The organism is Mesorhizobium sp. C089B (assembly GCF_030323125.1).
In the GTDB taxonomy this organism is placed as follows: domain Bacteria; phylum Pseudomonadota; class Alphaproteobacteria; order Rhizobiales; family Rhizobiaceae; genus Mesorhizobium.
On the sequence record NZ_CP100469.1, the window covers coordinates 1,210,866 to 1,232,459 of the forward strand.

Sequence of the window (21,594 nt, forward strand, 5' to 3'; positions counted from 1 at the left end):
CGACGATTTTGCACAAAGAAAAAGGCGGGAACTTCCCGCCTTTTCTGTGTCTGTGGTGTCGCCTCAATCAGTGCAAACGGCCGCTCGCATGGGCCAGCATGGTGTAGACCTTGCCGGTGTCCGACGTCAGGTAGGTCTGCGCCATGATGTTGTCGCGGTCGTTGCGCGAGACGTCCTTGAGCAGCTTCTCGAAATCGTCGCAGTAGCGGTCGACGGCGGCGCGGAACTCCGCCTCGGCCTGATATTTGCGGCGGATTTCGTCAAAGGTCTGCTGGCCCTTGAGCGTGTAGAGGCGGCGCGTGAACACGTCACGCTCGCCGCGCCGGTAGCGGTTCCACAGCTCGATCGAGGCGTCGTGGTCGATCGCCCGGGCAATATCGACCGAGAGCGAGTTGAGCGACTCCATGACATGCAGCGGCGAGCGCTGGACGGGAGTTGCGCGCGGTGCTTCCGCGGGCGCTGCCGGCCTGGCGACTTCCTCCTCGCGCGATGCCCCGGTCAGGAGATCGCGCACCCAGCCGCCTTGCGGCGTGCGGGCGTTGGCGTCGCGCTGGCGCGGTGCTTCGGCAGGGCGTTCGATATCGAGCGTGCCACGCAGGCCGCCGAGCGGCGCCTGCGGAGCAGGGCGCTCCGGCTGTGGCGCCGGCGGCGGGCGGCGTACCGGCTCGGCCGGGCGCTGCACTGGCGCCTGCGGCGCCGGGCGCAGGGCGCGCGGTTCGGCATTGTCGCCGCCGCGTCCCGATTTCGCAACGATATCCGAAAGTTCCTTGAGCGCGTTGATCTGCTCGGCAACGGCACGGCGGATCGCCGAGGTCGATTCCTTGGCCTCTTCCGGCATCTCGATGACGCCCTTCTTGAGCTCGGCGCGGGTGAGGTCGAGCTCGCTCTTGATCGAGCTTGCGGTGCGCCGCATCTCCTCGGTCGCATCGGCGAACCGGCTGGTTGCCGAATCGACCACTTCCGTTATGGCGATGCGGATCTTGTCGGCTGATGCCAGCGTCTTGCCTTCGGCATTCTGCATCGTCTGGCCGACAAGGTTTTCGAACGAACGCATCACCTTCTCGAGGTCTTCCGACTTCTTGACCAGGCCGACGGCGAGATCTTCGAGCGACGATTGCCGCTCAAGCGTGTGCTCCAGATTGCTCTGCGCCGAGCTCAACAGATCCGAAGCCGAGGACAGCAAGCGGCTGTGCTCGTCGAACTTGGTGGCGATCGAGGCCACTTCGCGCAGGGTCGACGACGACAGTTCGGTAAGCCGCGTCGTGTTCGAATCGACCAGGCGTGCCGAGCTGGCGAAGGTCTGCGCGGCCTTTTCGGTGGTTGCCGCGAAGCTTTGCGTGCTGCCGCTCAGACGTTCGTCAACCTGGCCGAGGTTGATCGCCGCCTGTTCGATCAGCTCACCAAGCTGCGAGCTGGAGACGCTCATGCGGCCGATGAGGTCGGCGACGCTATCGGCGAGCGACGAGCGCGCGCCTTCGACGGCCGACAGCGTTTCGGCGGTGCGGCTGGCGAGCGCGTTGACGAGGGCGGCATTTTCGCTGCGCAGCTTCTCGGTCGCGCGTTCGGTGACCTCTTCCATGCTCTTTTGCAGTTCCGAGCCGCCCTGGGCGAAGCGCTCGACCAGCGGCCGCGCGGTTTCGTCCAGGATCTTCGCCATCTCGGCCGAACGCGCCGCCAGCATCGTGTTGAGCTCGCGGGTATTGGTGCCGATTGTCTTGGCAGCGTCGTTGGTGCTTTGGCCGATGTGCTGGCCGACCGCGGTAAAAGTCTCCGCAATCGTGTTGGCGCGCGAGATCAGCTGAGCTTCTGCGCTGGAAACCTGCTCGTTGAGCTTCTGGCCCATCGTCTCCGTCGTATAAAGAAGGCGGTTCTCGACGTTGGCGACCTGTTCCTCGACGCGCGAAGCTGCGGACGCAACGCTCGCGGCCAGCCGCTCATCGGCGCCGGCAAGAGCCTGCTCCATCTCGCGGGCGTGGACGGCAAGTTCCTGGCCGGTCTGGCGTGCACGTTCGGCAACACGCTGCTCGGTGCTGGCGAAGGCGCCGACGATGTTGTCGGCATGCTCGCCGATCGTCGAAGTGGAGTCGGCGATGCGCGACACCAGGCGGTGATCGGCCTCGTCGAAGATGCGGCTGATCTCGGTGGCGCGGGCTGACAGCGCGTCCGAACCCTCGGCGATGCGCGAGATCAGCTGTTGGTCGGCGGCGTCGAAGATGCGGCCAAGGTCCGAGGCGCGGGCGGCCAGCGCTTCGGCGGATTCGCCGATGCGCATGCTCAGCCGCTGGTCGGCACCCTCGAAGTTACGCAGGATGTCGCCGGCGCGGTCGGCCAGCGACTGCGCCGTCTCGACCGCGCGGGCGACCAGCTTCTGGTCGGCGGCGTCGAACGTGCCGGCGATCTCGCCGGCGCGGGCAGCCAGCCGTCCGGCCGTTTCTTCGGCGCGGGCGAGCAGCGAGTTCGACGTCTCGTCATGCCGGGCAAGCAGCACGCTCGTCGTGTCTTCGGCGCGAGCAAGCAAGGCATTCGTCGTATCCTCGGCGCGAGCAAGCAGGGCGCTCGATGTGTCCTCGGCACGGGCGTGCAGACGGCGATCCGCGTCCTCGAAGGTCCGGGCGATGTCCTCGGCCCGGGCCAAAAGGGCGGCCGAGGTCTGCTCGGCACGCTCGGCGATCTTGCGGTCGGCATCACTGAAGGCAGCACCGGCCTGTTCGTGCAGCGCGCTGGTGACTTCCATCACCTTCTCACGGAGCGCGCCGGCAACGAAGACGGCGCTCTTTTCAAGCACGCTGCGGACATTGTCGACACCCACCGACAACGCGCGCTCCATGGTTCCGGCGCGCTCTTCGATGATGCCGGTCTGCTTGCTGAAGGCCTGCTCGATTTTCTCGACATCGGCAGCGATTGCCGCCGAGATATCGGTGCTTCTGCCGGCAATCTGGTCGATATGGCCCGACAGAGAGCGGTCGACGTCCTTGCGTATGTCGGCGAGCTTTGCCAGATCGTCTTCCAGCGCCTGGGTCAACATGTTGCGGCCTTCGGCCAGCTTGCCGACATGGCCGGCGATGATGTCGTCAACCTCACCGCGGCTTGCCGACAGCTTCTGCAGGTCGGCTTCCAGCGCACGTTTCAGGATGTCTCGGCCCTCGGCCAGCTTCTCGACCTGGCCTGCGACCAGTCCGTCGATGCTCGACCGGCTCTCGGCCAGCTTGGCGAGGTCGTCCTCGAGAGCCTTCGACAGCGTCGCGCGATCCCGGACGAGCTTGTCGCTGTGACCCTCGATCAGGCTGTTGACATTTTCCAAATCCGCTTCCAACACCCGTGCGAACTCGCCACGGTTTTCGCTCAGCTTCTGCGACTGGTCGGCAATGGCGCTCCTGATCGCATTGAGATCGGCTTCGAGCGCCCGTGTGAGGATGTCTCGGCCCTCGGCGAGCTTCTCGACCTGTCCGGCGACCAGCCCATCGATGTTGGAGCGGCTCTCCGCCAGCTTGGCGATGTCGTCTTCCAGTGCCTTTGAGAGCGCCGAACGGTCCTGGACGAGCCTGTTTTGATGATCGGCCATGATGCCGCTGACATTGTGCAAATCGTCCTGAAGCGCCTGGGATAGCGTCGAACGATCCTGGACAAGCCGGCTCGAGTGGTCGGTGATCAGGCTGTTCACATTCTGAAGGTCATCCTTAAGCGCCTGGGATAGCGTCGAACGATCCTGGACAAGCCGGTTCGAGTGGTCGGCGATCAGGCTGTTCACATTCTGCAGGTCGGCCTCCAGTGCCCTGGAAAGCTGACCGCGCTCTTCCGCCACCTTGTCGGAATGACCCGTGATGGCGCCCTTGATGGTGTTGAGGTCGGCTTCGAGCGCGCGCTTGAGGATATCGCGCCCCTCGGCCAGCTTCTCGACCTGGCCGGCGACCAGCCCGTCGATGCTCGACCGGCTCTCGGCGAGCTTGGCGAGGTCGGCCTCGAGCGTCTGTGACAACAGGCCACGATCGTCGGCAAGCCGGCTCGAATGGTCGGAGAGCAGGCCCCTGATGCCGGACAGGTCGTTCTCCAGCGCCTTGCTGAGTTCGGTGCGGTCCTCGGCCAGTTTCGCCGAGTGGTTCTCGATCACGCCCTTGATGCCGATAATGTCGTTTTCGAGCGCCTTGGTCAGGATGGCACGGCCTTCGGCGATCTTTTCAACCTGGCCGGCGACCAGCCCGTCAATCGACGCGCGGCTGTCGGCGAGCTTGCCGAGATCGGCTTCCAGGGCGCGCGACAGAATGTTGCGGCCTTCGGCCAGTTTACCGACATGTCCGGCGACCATTTCGTCAATGATCGTACGGGCTTGCACAAGTTTTCCGGAGTCTTCATGCAAAGCCTGGTTGAGCCGGTTGCGGCCTTCTTCAAGCCGCTCGAGATGGCTTCCCAGCGACGCGTCGATGGCGGCGCGCGACTCGTTGACCTTGCGTAGATCCTCTTCCAGGGCGCGCGAGATCAGGTTGCGGCCTTCGGCCAGCTTCTGCACCTGGTTGGTTACGGCCGCATCGATGCCGGCGCGGCCCTCGGCGAACTTCGCCAGGTCCGCCTGCATGGCAGCCGCCATGCGTTCGCGGCTTTCGGACAGCTTGCGGCTGTGGTTTCGACGGCGTCCTCGATGCCGACACGGGCATCGGCAAGACGCTGGATGTCGGTGTCGAATGAGCGCGACACGACATGGCGGGCGGCTTCCATCCGGCCGGCGAAATCGCTGGCGCGGGCTTCGAGCATCGACGAGGTCGACGAGACGATGTCGGCCATGTCGGCGCCGATCTGGGTCTTGCCCTGATCGATCATGGCCGACAAATGATCCTTGCTCTCGGCAAAGGTGTGGGCGATCTCGCGGGCGCGCTCGACCAGCGTTTCGTTGATCTGGCGGGCGCGCGCCTCGAGCGCGGCGTTGAGCTTCTGCGTGCCGGTATCGAGTGCTTCGGCGCGGGTCTGAAATTCGCTGATCAGCGCCTGGCCGCGCTCGGCCAGCGTCCGCTCGATGCCGTTCAGGCTGGACTCGAATTCCGAGCTCAGGGTGCGGGCGGCGCCGCCGAGCAGCGACACCATACCGGTGGTGCGGTCGTCGAGCAGGTCGGTCAGCGACCGGGTCAGGCCGTCTGTGGTGTCCGTCAGCTTGGCGATGCGGGTGTCGAGCAGCGAAGCAAAGGCTTCGCCCGACGTCGACAGCCTGTCGGTGATTGAATCCAGCCGGGTTTCGACGGAATCGAAGATCGACATCGAGCTTTCATTGATGCGGTCGATCAGCGTGTCGCCGGAATTCGTGATCGTCATCGACAGCTTGGTCGACGCGTTGAGGATAGAGTCGCGAATAATGTCGGAGGCGGCGCCGATCTCGTCCTTCAGCGTTTCATGCGCGCCGGTGATCGAGGCGCGCACGCGCTCGGCATGAGTGACGACGGCTTCGCGCTCGCTGCCCAGCCCGTCGACCAGCGACCGGATGCGCGATTCATTCTCCGAATAGGAGCGTTCGATCTGGTTGACCTCGCTGTGGACCAGAGTTTCGAGCTCGACGGCGCGCGCCAGCGTGCGCTCGATGCCTTCGCCCATCGCCGCCACTTCACGGCGAACGGCCTGGCCGATCATCATCACGCGGTCTTGGGCGAGGTTTTCCGGCTCCGCCAAGCGGAAAGCAACCTCCGTCATCGATTGCGCGGCAATGCGCATTTCCTGCGCGCGGCGGATCATCGCCGCGAAGGCCCAAAACAGGACGACCGGTATGATTGCCGCGATCGCCAGGCCGATCAGTTCAGGGCGGGCCAGGATTTGATCGAACGTACGAATTTTCCAGATGCTGGGGCCAAACAGCAGATTGGCGAGGCCGCCGGCGCCGGCGATCCAGGCCAGCGACACGAACGCCACGACCCAATAGATCGTGCTAGACGCGCGCCGGTTGAGGCTGTGCAGCAGCGTCTTGTAATCTTTCTGGCGGTCATCGTTTGCCGGCTTGAAGCCGGCTGGCTGCGCGCTGTTGCGCGATTCGACCGGGCGCAGCTCGGCGGGCTTGGCTGCCGGCTTCGCACTCTGGTTTTGTTGGACGGGCGCGTTTTGAGCGGGGGCGGGCTTCTGGGGGCGGCCTTCGCGCGCCAGTTCGTCCGCGGCCTGCGATATCTGCGCTTCCAGATCTTCCATCGACGCCGCGATATCGAGATCGCCGCTGCCGTCTCCGCTGAGATCGAGGTCTAGTGCCTTTTCGAGTTCCCTGGCTACGTCGCTGTCGAGAGTTCTGGTCGTCGTTGGTTTCTTCGCCATGCCTTCGCTACCCTGTACTAGCTGCCGAGGGACTTCTTATTTTTGCCTGATTCTGGCTCGTCTTATCCCACGCAGGAGGCTGAAAATGGACCTTCGTATCGTAATGACACACAGGGGTAAAGAAAACATGCATTCCGCGAGATACGTAAAACTTTAAATATAAGGTTAACGACAACGTGATCTAACCGCCTCAACGGCAACAAATATTCCAGCCCATTCATTAACGCGTTGGCGACGGAAATCGCCTAGTTTTTTCGGCGATCGGCACAAGGAGTTTCAAATTGGTACGCGGTGAAAGCGGCATTGCCTTCTCAATGCCGGGCGGCGATGCGTCGGGACCGGCCCGTTCGCGCCCAGTGGATCTGGCCCATCTGGCCCGTCAGACTATGGGCGATCGCGCCCTCGAACAGGAGGTATTGGCGCTGTTCGTACAGCAGGCGCTTTCCGTCCGCGACAGAATAGTCGATGCCGATGTCAGGGAGCGACTGCTTCTGGCGCATGGGCTGAAAGGTTCGGCGCGCGGGGTCGGCGCCTTTGCCATCGCCGACTGCGCCACCTCGATCGAACAGCAGCCGGAAGATGCGCGCATCCTCAAGCGCCTCGGCGCCCTGATCGAGGAAGTGCGCGATTTCATCGCCGCCATCAGCCGGTAATGGCTGCCGCTCGGCAGCGGCCACCGGGATGAATCGACGGGGCCAGGGCGTGCTTTGGCCAGCTTTCCGAAAAAACGTCACAAAGCGGCGCTTTCGCGCGGCAGTTGACTTGTCCGGCGGAGTGATTATCTCGGCTGGGACTCCCTTCAGGTGACAAATGACCAAGCTGACCTTCATTGCCCATGACGGCACTCCTTTCGATGTCGAGGCCGAAAACGGCTCGACCGTCATGGAGAATGCGATCCGTAGCGCGGTGCCGGGCATCGAGGCAGAATGCGGCGGCGCCTGCGCCTGCGCGACCTGCCATGTCTATGTCGACGAAGCCTGGACGGCCGAGGTCGGCGAGCCGGAGGCGATGGAAGAGGACATGCTGGACTTCGCCTATGACGTCCAGCCGAACTCGCGGCTGTCCTGCCAGATCAAGGTGCGCGACGCGCTTGACGGCCTGGTCGTGCGCGTGCCGGCTCGCCAGGGTTGATCTCCCGTACCATCTGATTTTTCCCGCCGCCGCTTGGCAGCGGGCCAATGCTCATGCAGTCTCGCGCCAGTTTCGCCCCAGTTTGACAATGAGGCTCGCCTGGCATGACCGATATAATCAAGACGGACGCACTCATTGTCGGGGCGGGGCCGGTCGGCCTGTTCGCCGTGTTCGAACTCGGCCTCTTCGACATGAAGTGCCATCTGATCGATATCCTCGACCGGCCCGGCGGCCAATGCGCCGAACTCTATCCGGAAAAGCCGATCTACGACATTCCAGGCTGGCCCTCGATCTCGGCGCAAGGGCTGGTCGACAAACTGCTCGAGCAAATTCAACCGTTCAAGCCGGATTTTACCTTCAACCGCATGGTCTCCAGCCTGGAAAAGCTGGACGACGGCTCATTTCGGGTCACCACCGACGAGAACGAGGTGTTCGAAGCCAAGGTGGTGGTGATCGCCGCCGGTGGCGGCTCGTTCCAGCCCAAACGGCCGCCCATTCCCGGCATCGAGGCCTATGAGGGCAGGAGCGTCTTCTATTCGGTGCGCCGTATGGAGGAATTCCGCGGCCACGACCTCGTCATCGTCGGTGGCGGCGATTCCGCACTCGACTGGACGCTGAACCTGCAGCCGGTGGCAAAAAGCGTGACACTGGTCCACCGGCGCGCGGAATTCAGGGCGGCGCCCGACAGCGTCAACAAGATGTATGCCATGCAGGAGATGAAGCAGCTGGAGTTCCGGGTCGGCCAGGTGAGCGGCCTGACCGGCGCCGACGGCGAGCTGGCCTCTGCTACCATCAAGGGCGGGCCTGACGGCGACATCGAGGTGCCGTGCACGCGCATGCTGCCGTTCTTCGGCCTGACCATGAAGCTCGGCCCGATCGCCGAATGGGGGCTCAACCTTCATGAGAACCTCATCCCGGTCGATACGGAGAAATTCCAGACCTCGGTGCCAGGCATCTTTGCCGTCGGCGACATCAACTGGTACCCAGGCAAGCTGAAGCTGATCCTGTCGGGTTTTCACGAGGTGGCGCTGATGGCGCAGGCCGCCAAGCGCATCATCAGCCCGGGCGAGCGCATCGTCTTCCAGTACACGACGTCGTCGACGAGCCTGCAGAAGAAGCTCGGCGTCGTGGAGTAGGTCCTACAGGGCTTTCCGGATCACTCCACCAGAACGACCGGCGCCTCGGCGTCGTCGCGGCCGCGCAGTGACTTCTCCGGCATCAGCGCCAGCGTGATCAGCGCCAGCACGAGCGTGACCGCCGCGGCAAGGAAGATCATCATGAAGGGCGTCGCCGAGACGATCTGTCCGGCAGCCGGCGCGCCTTCGCCGGCGAGCGGCAGGCCATAGCCGAGCGCGACGGCGCCGAGCATGGCGACGCCGAGCGCGCTGCCCAGCGAACGCAGGAAGGTCAGCACGCCGGTGGCAACGCCGAGATGCGCGCGGTCGACAGCGTTCTGCACCGACACGGTGGCGACCGGGAAGGTGGTGCCGCTTCCAAGGCCGATGCAGATGGTCAAGAGCTCGACCACCAGCAGCGAGGCGCGGCCGGCGACCAGGCTGAGCACGCCAAGGCAGATAATGGCGAAGAGAACGCCGACCATGGCTATACGCTTGTAGTGGAAGAAGCGCGGTATCGTGCGGCCGCTGAAGGTCGCGCCGGCGACCGTTCCGAGCAGCAGGCCGAGCATGGCAAGGCCCGACTGGCTGACCGACAGGCCGATGATCGACTGCAGATAGACCGGCAGGTACACCGACAGGCCGATATTGGCGGCCTGCAGCAGGAACATCGACGCCGTGCCGGCAAGCACGATCGGATTGCTCAGCACTTCAAGCGAAATCAGCGGCTCGGCCGCACGCATCAGCCTGAGCGCGAACGCACCCCAGAAGACCGCCGAACAGGCGAGCAGGCCGACGATCTCGCGCGAGGCCCATGGATAGGCGCTGCCGCCCCAGTTGAGGGCCAAAAGCAGCAATGCCGTCGCCACCACCAGAAGCAGCGCGCCCGGCGCGTCGATGCGATGCCGCTTTGCGGCGACCGGCAGTTTGCGCAGCGGCTTGTTGATGATGGCCATGGCCAAGATGCCGAGCGGGATATTGATCCAGAAGATCAGCGACCAATGCAGATGTTCGGCAAATCCGCCGCCGAGCAAAGGCCCGGCGATGCTGGCGACCGCCCAGGTGCCCGAAATCCAGGCGGCATAACGCGCGCGTTCGCGCGGCGGCACCAGGTCGCCGATGACGATCTGCGCCAGGGCGAACAGGCCGCCGCCGCCCGCACCCTGGATCGCCCGGCCGACAACCAACACGAACATGTTGGGGGCCATGGCGCTGACCAGCGATCCCAGAAGGAAGATCAGGATCGCCGCATAGACGGTCGGCCGGCGGCCATAGACGTCGGAAATCTTGCCGTAGAGCGGCGCCATGGCCGTCGCCGTCAGGAGATAGCCGGTCACGATCCACGGCAGGTAGTCGGCATGGCCGAGCGAACGGCCGATGGTCGGCATGGCCGGCGCGACGATTGTCTGGTCGAGCGCCGCCAGCAGCATCGACAAAAGGATGCCGGCGATGATGACGTTCTTCTCGCTTTCCGTCAGCGGTGCGGCGGGAGGCAGCCTAGCCGGCTTGTCGACAGCTTGGTCCATATCAGTTCATCCATAAAGTTTGAGAGCGATAGCGCGGCGCCAAATGGCCGCTCCGCTACGCGCCGCCTCGATTGGTCTTGATCTGGTGTTTCGAAGCTCGCGCCTTGCCAGCCTGACATATCTTGCGAGCCTGACATATGTCGTCCCGTATAGGCCGATTTCGACCTATGCCCGAAAATTTTCTGGGGCTGGCCTCATGTTTCGGCAGAATTGGCTTGGTATCAGTCCGTGTTTCAGCCGGGCGGAAGCTGGCCGTTCTCGACGCGCTGCATGCGGTAGCGCAGCAGCCGCAGGATGCGGCTTTCGAAATTCACGCCTTCCACGCGGTCGAAGCGCAATTGGTCCTGGTCATGCCTGGCGAGTTCGGCCGCGGTGATCTGCGCCGCCTTCGCCTTTGCCCCGGCGCAGGTCTTTTGCGCAAAGCTCGCGTTCAGCGCGTCTTCGAGCAGACGGCCGTGGTTCTTGGCGATCTCGACATGACGCTCCTCATGGCGCTTGATGTCGGCCGACAGGGTGTCCCAGAACAGCCTGACATCGGGATCGGCCTTGCGCGGCCTGCGCCACTCCGGAAGGATGACCTTGACCTTGACGGTAACGGCGGCCTTGGCGATGCGGCAGGTGTCTGCGGTTTGCGCGTAGCTGATGCGGGTGGTGAACGCCATCTGGGTGGCGCCTGGATGCCGCATCCCGGTGCTTTTCACCTCGGGTCCATGCTTCGACAATTGCGTCTCGATGTCATCGAGCGTGCTGCCGCCGATGGCAAAATAGCTGTAAGTCTTCACCAGATTGGCAGCATTCGCCGGCAGGACGGTCAAAGCCAGCATCATGGCGCAGAGCAGGGGTCGTTTCATCATGTTGCCTCTTCACTCACCTTGCTTTACGGCCGTTGCCGGCGCAACGGAATTGATCTTCCACCGATCACGCATCGTTGATGGATTGCAAGCGCTCGATGAGCCCCATGCCAATGAGCACCACATGCCAATGAGACACATGGTTGAAGGACAATGACGACAAGGCGATGGCAACTGGCGCATAAGTGCCATCTTGACCTTGGCGAGAAAGCCATTGTGGTCGGCATTCTCAACGTCACGCCGGACAGTTTTTCCGACGGCGGGCTGTTCATCACGCCTGATCAGGCTGTGGCTCAGGCGCACCGCATGGTCGAAGAGGGGGCCGCCGTCATCGACATCGGCGGGGAATCCACGCGCCCTGGCGCATCGCCCGTAACTGCTGAAGAAGAGCAGGGCCGCATCCTGCCGGTGATCGCAGCACTCGCCGTTTCAGGCGAAGCCCTGGTATCGGTCGACACCTATCGCGAGGAAACCGCGCGCCTCGCCGTCGCCGCCGGTGCGCATATCGTCAATGATGTCTGGGGCTTGCAGCGCGAACCGGGCATCGCCCGCGTCGCCGCCGAGACCGGCGCCGGACTGGTCATCATGCATACCGGGCGCGAGCGGCAAAAACTGCCCGACGTCATCGCCGACCAGTTTTTGTTCCTCAAGGCTTCGCTGGAAATCGCCAGGCGCAGCGGCGTTGCGGACGATCATATCGTACTCGATGCCGGCTTCGGCTTCGCCAAGGAGACGGCTGAGGAAAACCTCGACCTGATGGCGCGGTTTTCCGAGCTTAAGGAGCTCGGTTTTCCCTTGATGGCCGGCACCTCCAGAAAACGCTTCATCGGCACCGTCACCGGCCGCGAAGCCGGCGCGCGCGCCGCCGGGACGGCAGCCACCAGTGTCATCCTGAGGCTGAAGGGCGCCGATCTGTTTCGCGTTCACGATGTCGCAATCAACATGGACGCACTGGCCGTCGCCGATGCTATGCTGGCGCGTGAAAAGCCAGGACGCTGAGCCCAGGACACCAAGAAATGCCAGGACACTAAGAAATGTACGTCATCCGCATGAAGAACTGCGCCTTCTTTGCCCGGCACGGCGTGCTGGACGAGGAAGAGGCGCTTGGCCAGCGTTTTTATGTCGATGCCGAGTTGACGGTCGAGCCCAGCCGCCCACTGGAGGATGATTCCATCGAGGACACCGTCAATTACGGCATCGCCTTCACGGTGATTGAAAAGATCGTCACTGGACATCGCCGTTTCCTGATCGAGGCGCTGGCGCTCGAAGTGGCGAAGGCGCTGACTTCACGGTTTCCGCAGATCAGGAAGGCCGAGATCACCGTGCGCAAGCCCAACGCACCGGTGCCCGGCGTGCTCGATTACGTCGAGGTGACCGTTGTCTGGCCAGAGTAGCAAAAACACGGTCTATCTCAGCCTTGGTGGCAATCTCGGCGATCCCTCGGCCTCGATGGCCACGGCGCTGCGCCTGCTGGACGCCGACGAGAACACGCGTGTCATCGCCGTCTCCTCGCTCTATCGCACGCCGCCCTGGGGCAAGCTCGACCAGCCGGATTTCCTCAACGCCGCTGCCGAAATCTCGACCGCGCTGGCGCCAAGGGCGCTGCTCGACCTCTGCCTCGAGGCCGAGCGCAAGCTGAAGCGGGTGCGCGAGGAGCGCTGGGGTCCGCGCCTGATCGACATCGACATATTGGTGTTCGGCGACCGCATCATCCACGAAACCGGGCTGGAAGTGCCGCATCCCCGGATGCTGGAGCGCGCCTTCGTTCTGGCGCCCCTGGCCGAGATCGCGCCGGATCTGGCGGTGGGCGGCAGGAGCGTGAGCGCGCGGCTCAGCGCCGTCGATACATCAGGCATAGAGCGGCTGGCATCCGGCCGCGACTGGTGGCTGGGTTAACCGGAAAATCCGCCGCCATCGAGAAATGCCTGTTCGTCCGCCGTCGTCTCGCGGCCAAGCATCTTGTTCCTGTGCGGAAAGCGGCCGAAACGCTCGATGATGTCGCGATGCTCGATGGCGTATTTCACATACTCCGGCGCCCTGGCGGTGGTGAGCTCGACCGATCTGTCCTGGTCGGCGGGCAGTTCCGAATGTTCGTAGGGCAGGTACAGGAAGACGCGCAGGTTTTCTTCCAGTGAAAGGTCATGGCCTGCCGCAATCGCCTTGGCGGCAAAGTGCCTTGCCAGCGGATCAGTGGCGTACATATGGCCTGAGCCGCGAAAGCAGTTGCGCGGAAACTGGTCGAGCAGGATCATCAGCGCCAGCGAACCCTCGGCATGCTCCGACCATGCGTCGCACTCGCGCCGCGCGGCGGCAAAGTGCAGGTCGAGAAACCTGCTGCGGAAATTCGCGTCGAAGGCGTCGTTCTTCTCGAACCACGCGTCTTCGCCGGCCTCGCGCCAGAATTTTGTGACGGCGAGCGCGCGCTCATCCAATGCGGTCATCAGCTTTCCCCCTGATCGGCGGGCTCGGGCTTGTGCAGCACGCCGGCCGTCTCTTCGTTCAGCGCCTGGCCGGGCCGGCGCGGTTGCGTCAGCGGCGTCGGGATCGGCGTGCCGGTATTGCCCCTGAGGAAACGTTGCCCGGCGCGGACGCCTTCGGCCAGCTGCGTCTCCAGTCGGGCATTGTCGCGCCGTCGCACATCCTCGATGACATCGGCGACATCTTCCGGCTCGACGCCCAAAACCTCGAGCGCGGAACCGCCGAAGACGAGGGCCGATTCGAAGGTCTCGCGCAGTTGGAAGTCGACGCCGGCGCGGATGAGCGAGAGCGCGGTGCCGCGATCGTACGCGCGTGCCAGGACGGTCAGCAGCGGGAACTCCGCCTTGATCAGTTCCGCCATGCGCACGGCGGCGTCCGGCTTGTCGACGCAGATCAGCACGGCGCGCGCGCGGCCTGCACCTGCGGCGCGCAGAATGTCGAGCCGCGTGCCGTCGCCATAATAGACCTTGAAGCCGAAATCGGCGGCCGCCTGGATCATTTCGACATCATTGTCGATGATCGACACATCGATGCCGCGCAACAAAAGCGGCTGGCTGGCGATCTGGCCGAAACGGCCGAAGCCGATGACCAGCACACTGCCGGTAAGGCCGTCGGCGATGTCGACGCCTTCAAGCGACTGCTCGTCGCGCGGCGTCACATATTTGAGCGCAATGATGGCCAGCGGCGTCAGCACCATGGAGATGATGATGATCGCGGTCAGCGTTGCGTTGGCCCGGCTGTCGATGATGCCAACCGCCGCCGCGGCCGAATAGAGGACGAAGGCGAATTCGCCGCCTTGCGCCATGATCACGGCGCGTTCCAGCGCTTCACGATGACCGCTCTTCAGCAAGCGGGCGACGAGGTAGATGCCGAGCGCATTCATCGCCATGTAGGCGACGACATAGACGGCGATCAGCCGCCAGTTGTCGGCCACCACATGCAGGTCGAGCGACATGCCGACGGCGAGGAAGAAAAGGCCAAGCAGGATGCCGCGGAATGGCTCGACGTCGGCCTCCAGCTGGTGGCGGAAGGTCGATTCCGACAACAGCACGCCGGCGAGGAAGGCGCCCATCGCCATCGAGAGGCCGGAAAGCTGCATAACCAGCGCCGACCCCAGCACGACCAGAAGGGCTGCCGCCGTCATGACTTCGCGCGCCTTGGCGTCGGCCAGGATGCGGAAGAACGGGTTGAGCAGATAGCGGCCGGCCACCACCAGCCCGACGATGGCGCCAAGACCGATGCCGATTTCGGCCAGCCTCTGCTGCAGGGTCATCTCGGCGCCGCCCGGCGCCAGGAAGGCGACCAGCGCCAGAAGCGGCACGATTGCCAGATCCTCGAGCAGCAGGATGGAAACAATGCGCTGGCCCTTGGGGCTCGCCATCTCGCCGCGCTCTTCCAGAAGCTGCATGACGATAGCCGTCGAGGTTAGGACGAAACCGGCGCCGGCAACGAAGGATTGCGCGATCGGAAAGCCGCCGGCGAGACCAACACCGGTGAGCAGCAAGGCGCAGACGCCGACCTGCAGCGCGCCGAGGCCGAAAATCTCGCGGCGCAGGCCCCATAGCCGCGACGGCTGCATCTCCAGCCCGATGATGAACAGGAACATGACCACGCCGAGTTCGGCGACATGCAGGATGGCTTCCGATTCGGAAAAAATGCCAATACCGAACGGGCCGATGACCACGCCCGCGGCGAGATAGCCGAGGATCGAGCCCAGCCCCATGCGTTTGAAGATCGGAACGGCGACGACGCCTGCGGCAAGCAGCGCCACCACCTGAATGAGATCGCTGCCCGATGCTTCCGCTGCCATGCCTCTTGTCCCTGTGTCCGACAGCACTCCTTGCATGCACCGGGAGCGGGAGGCAAGGGCGGGAAGCCTGCCAGAATGGGTAGGGTGCCGTGGCAGCGATTCCCCGGTGGAACAACAGTCTGCGCTTGCCTGTCGGACGGCCGGTATCTATATCTGGCAAATGCCTGATTATTCGTCCCGGCCGTCGCCGCTGCCACATATCCCGATGGATGCGCTCAGCGAAGTTCTGCAAGACTTTCGCTTGAGTGGTGTCAACTATGGCCGCTGCGAACTCCGGCACCCATGGAGCATAGACTTTCCGCAACAACAGCTGCTTCGTTTTCACTTTGTCGGCCAGGGTCCATGCTGGATTCACACCGAAGCGCAAGGCTGGCAGGAGTTGCGCGATGGCGATCTGGTGCTGCTGCCGCAAGGCATCGCCCATCGGCTGGCGAGTGCGCCGGACGTGGTGGGCGACTCGCTCGAGGGCTGCCAGGTGATCAAGTTGGGCGGCAACGTTTGCGAAGTGATACGGCAGGGAACGGGCGCGACAAGCACCCTTTTCTGCGGCTCCATGTCTCTCGGCTCCTATGCGCTCAATCCGTTGATCACGTTGATGCCGCCTCTCATCAAGGGTTGCGACGTGGCCGGCAATGACCCGATGGTCGGCCCTTTGCTGGCGGCCATGACGGTGGAGGCCGCGCAACCGCAGATGGGCAGCGCCACCATCCTGTCGCGTATGGCGGATTTGCTGACAGCCAGGCTCATACGCTGCTGGGTCAATTGCAACGGCGCCTCGACCATCGGTTGGCTTGCAGCCATCCGCGACCCCCATATAGGGCGCGCTCTGGCGGCCATGCATCGCGATCCCGGCCACAACTGGACGCTGGGAAGCCTGGCCGGCGTGGCAGGCCAATCGCGTTCGATTTTCGCCGAGCGCTTCAGCGCGGTATTGGGTGAGGGCGCCGCACATTATCTCGCCCGCCTGCGCATGCAGCTTGCCCGCGAATTGCTGGGCCAAAACGGCTTGTCTGTTGCCGAAGTTGCTACCCGTTTGGGCTATGATTCCGAGGCGTCCTTCGCCCGCGCGTTCAAGCGCATCACCAATGTCTCGCCAGGCGTTGTGCGCCGCACAATTCCCGGACGAATGGATATGAATTTCGGATTTTAAGGTACATAACATCCGGGCGGACTCGCCTATCTAAGATCTCCAAACTGTGGAGATCTTCCCGTGACTGACACAACATTACAGCTTGAAGACGCCGCCATTGGCCTTGATGCCGATGCACCAGCCGCGTGGAGCGCGGCCACCTGGTTCGCGGTCCTTTCATTGGCGGCCACCAGCTTTGCCCTGGTGTCTGCCGAATTCTTGCCGGCAGGTCTGTTGACGCCGATGGCGCGCGATCTCGGCATCAGCGAGGGAACGGCCGGACAGGTCGTCACCGCCACCGCTTCCGTTGGCGCCGTGACGGCCATGTTGAGCAATGTTCTCATCGGTCGATTGAACCGCAAGGCGGTGCTGGTTGGCCTCATGGCCCTGGCGGTCAGTTCCAATATTCTTGCGGCGCTGGCGCCCAATTTCTGGCTGCTGTTGCTGGGCCGGGCCGGGTTGGGGATCGCTCTTAGCGCTTTCTGGGCACTTTCCGTTGCCGTCGTGGCGCGGCTGGTTGGCGCCAATGCGACAGGTCGCGGCATGGCGATCGTGACCCTCGGCGTCTCGCTCGCCACCATTGCCGCGCCGTCGATGGGTGCGTTGATCAGTGACTGGCTGGGATGGCGCAGCGCCATGGCCATGACGGCGGGGCTGGCCGCGCTTGCCATGCTGCTGCAGCTTCTCAGCCTGCCGACCTTGCCTGCAACGGCAAGCAACAGCCTTGCAGACGTCTTTCGGCTGACGCGGCGGCGCGGCATCCAACTCGGCATGCTTGCCATTGTTCTGCTGATGACCGGGCATTTTGCCGGCTCGGTCTATGTGCGCCCCTTCCTCGAACAGGTGACGCTCCTCACAACCGGACCGATTGCCCTGGCGCTGCTCGGGTTCGGCATCGCCGCTGTGATCGGCAATATTGCCGGCGGTCGCCTGGCCGACACCAACATCCACATGGCCCTCGCAGTAACCGCCGCGTTGATGGCGTTTGCGGCACTCGCTTTGGTGCTTTGGGGCGCGCAAACCGGCGTTGCCTTCGGCTTTGTTACGCTGTGGGGCTTCGCCTTCGGCATGGCGCCGGTGGTGCTGCCGACCAATATGTCCCGCGCGGCGCCTGATGCGCTGGAAGCAGCAGGCAGCCTGATGGTCACTTCCTTCCAGGTTGCCATCACCGTCGGTGCGGTTGTCGGCGGTTATGTCGTGGACACCTATGGCGCTACGGGGCCTTTGACCCTAACCGCCCTCCTTGCCGCGGCGACGGCCGCACTGGCGCTGCTGCAGCCTCGTGGCTGAAACCTTGCTTCGTCTGACACGGGCGGCCTCAATCAGGCCGTCCGCGCCGTTGCAGCAGCGCTGCACAAGTTTATGCGCCGCACACGTTGCGTTTTGCCGCAATCGGCGGCTATGGGACGCCAGGCTTCGGCCGTTGGAAGGCAGCGACGATCAAGTTCTGCCTTCGTGAGGAGAATGACTGACATGAAGAAGTTTTTGCTCGTCGGCGTGGGTGTCGCCATGCTTGCCGCATCGGCCTGTTCGAAGGCGCCTGAATGCACGCAGGAGATTGCCGCCAAGAAGGCGCAGGAGATGACCGCCGCGCTGCAGGAGGCGATCACCAAGGATCCGTCCAAGGCCGCCGACCTGACCGCCAAGGTGCAGGCTGTGACGACCAAATATCAGGGCGCCACCACGCCGGCCGACGCCTGCAAGGCCTATGACGAGCTGACGGCCGCCATCAAGGGCTGATTCTTCGTTCGGAAATTGAGAAAGGCGGTGGCTCGAGTAGCCGCCGCCTTTTTTGCTGGTGTTCTTAAAGCGCATCGCGCTGACACGAAGGACGGCCGGCACGCACAGGACCCTGACACGTTGGCCTTGCTGTGGCTTGGGCCGTCGGAGACGCTGACATCGTCGGTTGCGCGCCACATGTCCGATCGCGGCAGAAAGGTGCCGCACCGAGCGGCCCGTGCTTGAGGAGCGCCGACCCGGCCGCAAGGTGGCCTGTCATTTTCCGACATCGAGCTGAGCGGAATCGCTCAGCTATCGCGCAGTGCAACCCCGTTCCGCGCTTTTTGGGGGAACCGCTTGAGAGTCAGTTTTTGGCGATGGAGCCAACTTCGACGGCATCGACGCGCTTGAGGCTCATGCCGATGACCGGCACCAGCTGCTGGTCGACGCGCACGGCGATGGTCACCGTCATCGAATTGTCGTCGGGAATGCGGGCCTGCATGACGCCGCGCAGCTGGTTGCGGTTGATGGTGAAGACGACTTTGCGGGCATCGACCACGTTGCCGCCGATGATGTCCAGGCCCGACCCCGCGGCGCCGCCCATGAAATTGCCCTTGTAGTCGCGGCCCTTGCGCTCGACGGTCGCCGACATTTTCTGGGTGAAGACACCGACGCGGCAGTCGCCATCGAGCGTCATGCCGGTCTTGTTGTCCGGCGTCGAGCCGTCGAAGCTGCAGGTGAACTTCGTGCCCTTGTATTTGCCGGCGATGATTTCGCCCGGGCCGACCCATTTGCCTTCGACGGTGCGGAAGAACTGTTTGTCGGGCTCGGCTGCAAAGGCTTTCCCGGTCGGGCCCAGAGGTGCTGCAAGCGCGACCAGGGCAGGACGCAGGACAAGATTACGCTTTTCATAGACGACACCCGGCAACAAGGAGGCTGTTGTTGGACGACCATGAACAAGATTGGTTAATGCTTGGTGACCGCGAGGGGGCGTTCACTTGGTCGAGGCGGGTGCTTCATTCTCTTTTCTGGCCGCAAACGAGGTCAGCGCCGACAGGAAATCGCCCATACCCGGCCGCCTGCCGGCAATGAAGGGCAGGGGCCGCGCCGTCTCCATGGCAGCAATGCCGATACGCGCCGTCATCATGCCGTTGACCACGCCTTCGCCGAGTTTCGCCGAAAGCCGTGCGGCAAGGCCATGGCCGATGATCTGCTGGACAAAGCTGTCGCCGACGGCGATCGAGCCGGTCACCGCCAGATGGGCAAGAACGCTGCGCGCCAGCCGGAAAAAGCCCAGCGTGCCCGGCCTGCCGCCGTAGAGTTCGGACAAGCGGCGGATCAGGCGCCCGGCCTCGAACACGACATAGGCAACGTCTACGAGTGCGCGGGGGCTGACGGCGGTGACCAGCGACACGCGTTTGGCTGCTTCGAGGATCATCACCTTGGCTCTCGCATCGAGCGGCCCGAGAATCTCGGTCTCGGCCAGTCGCACCAGATTGCCGCCATCGATGATCTCGCCGCGCAATTCGGCCAGGGAGCGCCTGCCGGCCGCGGTTTCGGGTTTCGCAGCGACAAAGGCCGAAAGCTCTTCGACGACGGCCCTTGCAGCCTTCGGATCGTCGCGCGCCATGGCATCGAGCGCCCGCTTTTGCAGTTTTTCGACCTCGGCCAGCCGGGCGATAGCCAAGAATTCGCGCACCAGCACGACCGCGAGGGCCAACACGGCAATTGCGGCCATTCCCGCTGCCAGCCACCCCAGCCACTCTGCGCGCTCGAACAGGTCGCGGATGAGTTGGTCGGTCCACAGGCCGACGGCGAGCGAAACCAGCACGCCGACCGCGCCGAAAAACAGGCTGGCAAACAGCGAGCGCCTGCGTGGCGCGGTCGCCGGCGGCGGTTCGGCGGCGACAATGTCGGGTTCCTCGAAGACATCGATCTCGGCCGGCACGACGACGGCGCGCGACTTGCGTGCCGGCGGCTCGGCATGGGGGCGGCGCGTTTCCTGCTTCGGTTCGGCCTCCGGCTCGATGCGGAAAGCTGCCGGTCTGCGGGGCGCGGTCATGCCAGATGGTCTCCGATCAGGAACTGCAAGGCGCGGTCGAGCCTGATATGCGGCAGCGACAGCGTGACGCCTTCAGCGGTGCGTTCGAGCTTTGGCGGGCGAAAGCGCACGAAACGGATCGCCGGATCGTCGCTGCTCTGCCGGTGGTCGGCTTCGGAAACGTCGAAAACCGCGTCAATTTTCTCCGGCAAGTCCCCGGGAAATATGGCGGTTTCGGCTTTGCCATCAAAGGTTTCGCCGTTGATCTTCTCGCCCTTCAGCGGCGTGCCGATGATCACCGGCAGGGTTTCGCGGCCTTGCTTGACCGTGCCTTCGCGCGTCGCGCGCACCGCCGCCATGGCGACCACGTCGACATCGGCGCCGGTGAAATTTGCCCGCGCCACGGCGCGGTCGGCAAGCCGCCGCACGATTGCCTGCAGCCGGTCATGGCTTTCGTGATGCAAATGGTCGGCCTTGGTCGCGGCAACCAGGATGCGGTCGATGCGGCGTGAAAACAGGTCGGTGAGGAAATTGCCTCGGCCAGGACGGAAACAGGAGAGGATTTCGGTCACCGCGCGTTCCAGGTCGGCCATCGCGCCGGGGCCGGCGTTCAGCGCCTGCATGGCGTCGATCACCACGATCTGGCGGTCGAGGCGGGTGATGTGTTCGCGGAAGAACGGTTTCACCACATGCGTCTTGTAGGCCTCGTAGCGGCGCTCCATCATCGCTTGCAGCGAGCCGGAGCGCGGCCGTTTCTCACCCTTGAGCAGCAAGGGCGCGAAGGTCAGCGCCGGCGATCCCTCGAGGTCGCCAGGCATCAGGAAACGGCCGGGCGGCAAGGTCGAAAGCGCCCGCTCGTCGAACTTGCAGGCCTTGAGGTAGGCGGCAAAACTCTCGGCGAGGCGCCGCGCCGTCATCTCGTCGGCGTCGGCATTGGGGTCGATCCTCGCCGACAGCGCCCGCCAGTCCTGCGACAGGTCGGCCCGCACCGGCAGCATAGCCATCTCAAAAGCTTCATGCGAAAAATCGGCGAAGGATTTGCCGAGCAGCGGCAGGTCGAGCAGCCATTCGCCGGGGTAGTCGACGATGTCGACCGACAATCGGCCGCTGGAAAACATCCGGTTCCAACCGGAGGCAGACTCATATTCGATGGTGAGCCTGAGTTCCGAAATGGCGCGCGTCGAGTCCGGCCAGACACGGTCGTTGACCAGGGCGGAGATATGGTCCTCGTACTGAAAACGCGGCACGGCATCGTCCGGCTGTTCCTCGAGGAAGGCGCGAGCGATCCGTCCCGACTTCTGCGCCTCGAACAGCGGCAGGCGCCCGCCATGGATGAGATTGTGGACGAGAGCCGAGATGAACACCGTCTTGCCGGCCCGGGACAGTCCGGTGACGCCCAGCCGAAGCGACGGCGAAAAAGCCCGCTCGCACGCCCCGACAGCGTATCCAGGGCAATTCTCGCTTCGTCGGTGAAAGTGGTCAGCGATGATGCCAAAATCTGTTCTCTCAGGCGTGCTC

At 64.0% G+C, this 21,594-nt stretch carries 14 protein-coding genes and 3 pseudogenes; 9 read left to right on the plus strand and 8 right to left on the minus strand.

All coding sequences use genetic code 11. The features are described 5' to 3' along the window. Nucleotides 1-67: 67 nt before the first annotated feature. Nucleotides 68-6,276, minus strand: a pseudogene (locus NLY44_RS06210) (kinesin). A gap of 314 nt (nucleotides 6,277-6,590) precedes the next feature. On the opposite strand from NLY44_RS06210, the gene NLY44_RS06215 reads away from it, so the two are divergent. The 3 genes from NLY44_RS06215 to NLY44_RS06225 all read left to right on the plus strand — a co-directional run bounded on the left by NLY44_RS06215 (nucleotide 6,591) and on the right by NLY44_RS06225 (nucleotide 8,543). Continuing rightward, nucleotides 6,591-6,929 (plus strand): Hpt domain-containing protein, encoded by a 339-nt coding sequence (locus NLY44_RS06215; protein WP_023706163.1) that lies wholly within the window; start codon nucleotides 6,591-6,593, stop codon nucleotides 6,927-6,929. 157 nt (nucleotides 6,930-7,086) lie between these two features. After that, complete coding sequence (locus tag NLY44_RS06220) at nucleotides 7,087-7,407, plus strand: 2Fe-2S iron-sulfur cluster-binding protein (protein WP_023673507.1); 321 nt, start codon at nucleotides 7,087-7,089, stop codon at nucleotides 7,405-7,407. Nucleotides 7,408-7,511: 104 nt separating this feature from the next. Continuing rightward, complete coding sequence (locus NLY44_RS06225) at nucleotides 7,512-8,543, plus strand: NAD(P)/FAD-dependent oxidoreductase (protein WP_023748746.1); 1,032 nt, start codon at nucleotides 7,512-7,514, stop codon at nucleotides 8,541-8,543. Nucleotides 8,544-8,563: 20 nt separating this feature from the next. On the opposite strand, the gene NLY44_RS06230 is transcribed toward NLY44_RS06225, so the two are convergent. Both NLY44_RS06230 and NLY44_RS06235 read right to left on the minus strand, forming a co-directional pair. Beyond that, nucleotides 8,564-10,048 carry an MDR family MFS transporter gene (locus tag NLY44_RS06230; protein ID WP_023806020.1) on the minus strand — a complete coding sequence of 495 codons (1,485 nt, stop codon included), beginning with the start codon at nucleotides 10,046-10,048 and terminating at the stop codon, nucleotides 8,564-8,566. A gap of 233 nt (nucleotides 10,049-10,281) precedes the next feature. Continuing rightward, entirely contained in the window at nucleotides 10,282-10,902 is a 621-nt protein-coding gene (locus NLY44_RS06235) for a DUF922 domain-containing Zn-dependent protease (protein WP_031356137.1), read from the minus strand. A 150-nt stretch (nucleotides 10,903-11,052) separates the two neighbouring features. On the opposite strand from NLY44_RS06235, the gene folP reads away from it, so the two are divergent. From folP to folK, 3 genes are read left to right on the plus strand one after another with little or no spacing between them, the layout of a single operon-like run. Continuing rightward, nucleotides 11,053-11,898 (plus strand): dihydropteroate synthase, encoded by an 846-nt coding sequence (gene folP / locus NLY44_RS06240; protein ID WP_023734297.1) that lies wholly within the window; start codon nucleotides 11,053-11,055, stop codon nucleotides 11,896-11,898. A gap of 35 nt (nucleotides 11,899-11,933) precedes the next feature. After that, nucleotides 11,934-12,293, plus strand: coding sequence for a dihydroneopterin aldolase (folB, locus tag NLY44_RS06245; RefSeq protein WP_023673502.1), 360 nt, complete (start codon nucleotides 11,934-11,936; stop codon nucleotides 12,291-12,293). After that, nucleotides 12,277-12,795, plus strand: coding sequence for a 2-amino-4-hydroxy-6-hydroxymethyldihydropteridine diphosphokinase (gene folK, locus NLY44_RS06250; protein ID WP_023734298.1), 519 nt, complete (start codon nucleotides 12,277-12,279; stop codon nucleotides 12,793-12,795). The genes folB and folK overlap by 17 nt, the downstream gene beginning before the upstream one ends. Here folK and NLY44_RS06255 read toward each other — a convergent pair. Together NLY44_RS06255 and NLY44_RS06260 are read right to left on the minus strand one after the other, a co-directional pair. Next, nucleotides 12,792-13,340, minus strand: a complete 549-nt coding sequence (locus NLY44_RS06255) for a DUF924 family protein (protein WP_031203433.1) — start codon at nucleotides 13,338-13,340, stop codon at nucleotides 12,792-12,794. The two genes, folK and NLY44_RS06255, sit on opposite strands and share 4 nt — an antisense overlap. Then, complete coding sequence (locus NLY44_RS06260) at nucleotides 13,340-15,187, minus strand: monovalent cation:proton antiporter-2 (CPA2) family protein (protein ID WP_023806023.1); 1,848 nt, start codon at nucleotides 15,185-15,187, stop codon at nucleotides 13,340-13,342. The genes NLY44_RS06255 and NLY44_RS06260 overlap by 1 nt, the downstream gene beginning before the upstream one ends. A 160-nt stretch (nucleotides 15,188-15,347) precedes the next feature. Between NLY44_RS06260 and NLY44_RS06265 the strand changes: the two genes are divergently transcribed. The 3 genes from NLY44_RS06265 to NLY44_RS06275 all read left to right on the plus strand — a co-directional run bounded on the left by NLY44_RS06265 (nucleotide 15,348) and on the right by NLY44_RS06275 (nucleotide 18,056). Next, nucleotides 15,348-16,337: an AraC family transcriptional regulator gene (locus tag NLY44_RS06265; protein ID WP_023706171.1), complete on the plus strand. Its 990-nt coding sequence runs from the start codon at nucleotides 15,348-15,350 to the stop codon at nucleotides 16,335-16,337. Nucleotides 16,338-16,397: 60 nt separating this feature from the next. After that, on the plus strand, nucleotides 16,398-17,606 hold the full coding sequence (locus NLY44_RS06270; RefSeq protein ID WP_023806024.1) for an MFS transporter: 1,209 nt from the start codon (nucleotides 16,398-16,400) through the stop codon (nucleotides 17,604-17,606). A gap of 183 nt (nucleotides 17,607-17,789) precedes the next feature. Then, complete coding sequence (locus tag NLY44_RS06275) at nucleotides 17,790-18,056, plus strand: hypothetical protein (RefSeq protein ID WP_023688654.1); 267 nt, start codon at nucleotides 17,790-17,792, stop codon at nucleotides 18,054-18,056. Between the two features lie 343 nt (nucleotides 18,057-18,399). On the opposite strand, the pseudogene NLY44_RS06280 reads toward NLY44_RS06275, so the two are convergent. The 3 genes and pseudogenes from NLY44_RS06280 to NLY44_RS06290 form a co-directional block, all read right to left on the minus strand. Further along, nucleotides 18,400-18,947 (minus strand): annotated as a pseudogene (locus NLY44_RS06280) (hypothetical protein). An 82-nt stretch (nucleotides 18,948-19,029) separates the two neighbouring features. Next, nucleotides 19,030-20,097: a YcjF family protein gene (locus NLY44_RS06285; RefSeq protein ID WP_023806025.1), complete on the minus strand. Its 1,068-nt coding sequence runs from the start codon at nucleotides 20,095-20,097 to the stop codon at nucleotides 19,030-19,032. Next, nucleotides 20,094-21,571, minus strand: a pseudogene (locus tag NLY44_RS06290) (YcjX family GTP-binding protein). The gene NLY44_RS06285 and the pseudogene NLY44_RS06290 overlap by 4 nt, the downstream one beginning before the upstream one ends. Nucleotides 21,572-21,594: the final 23 nt, after the last annotated feature.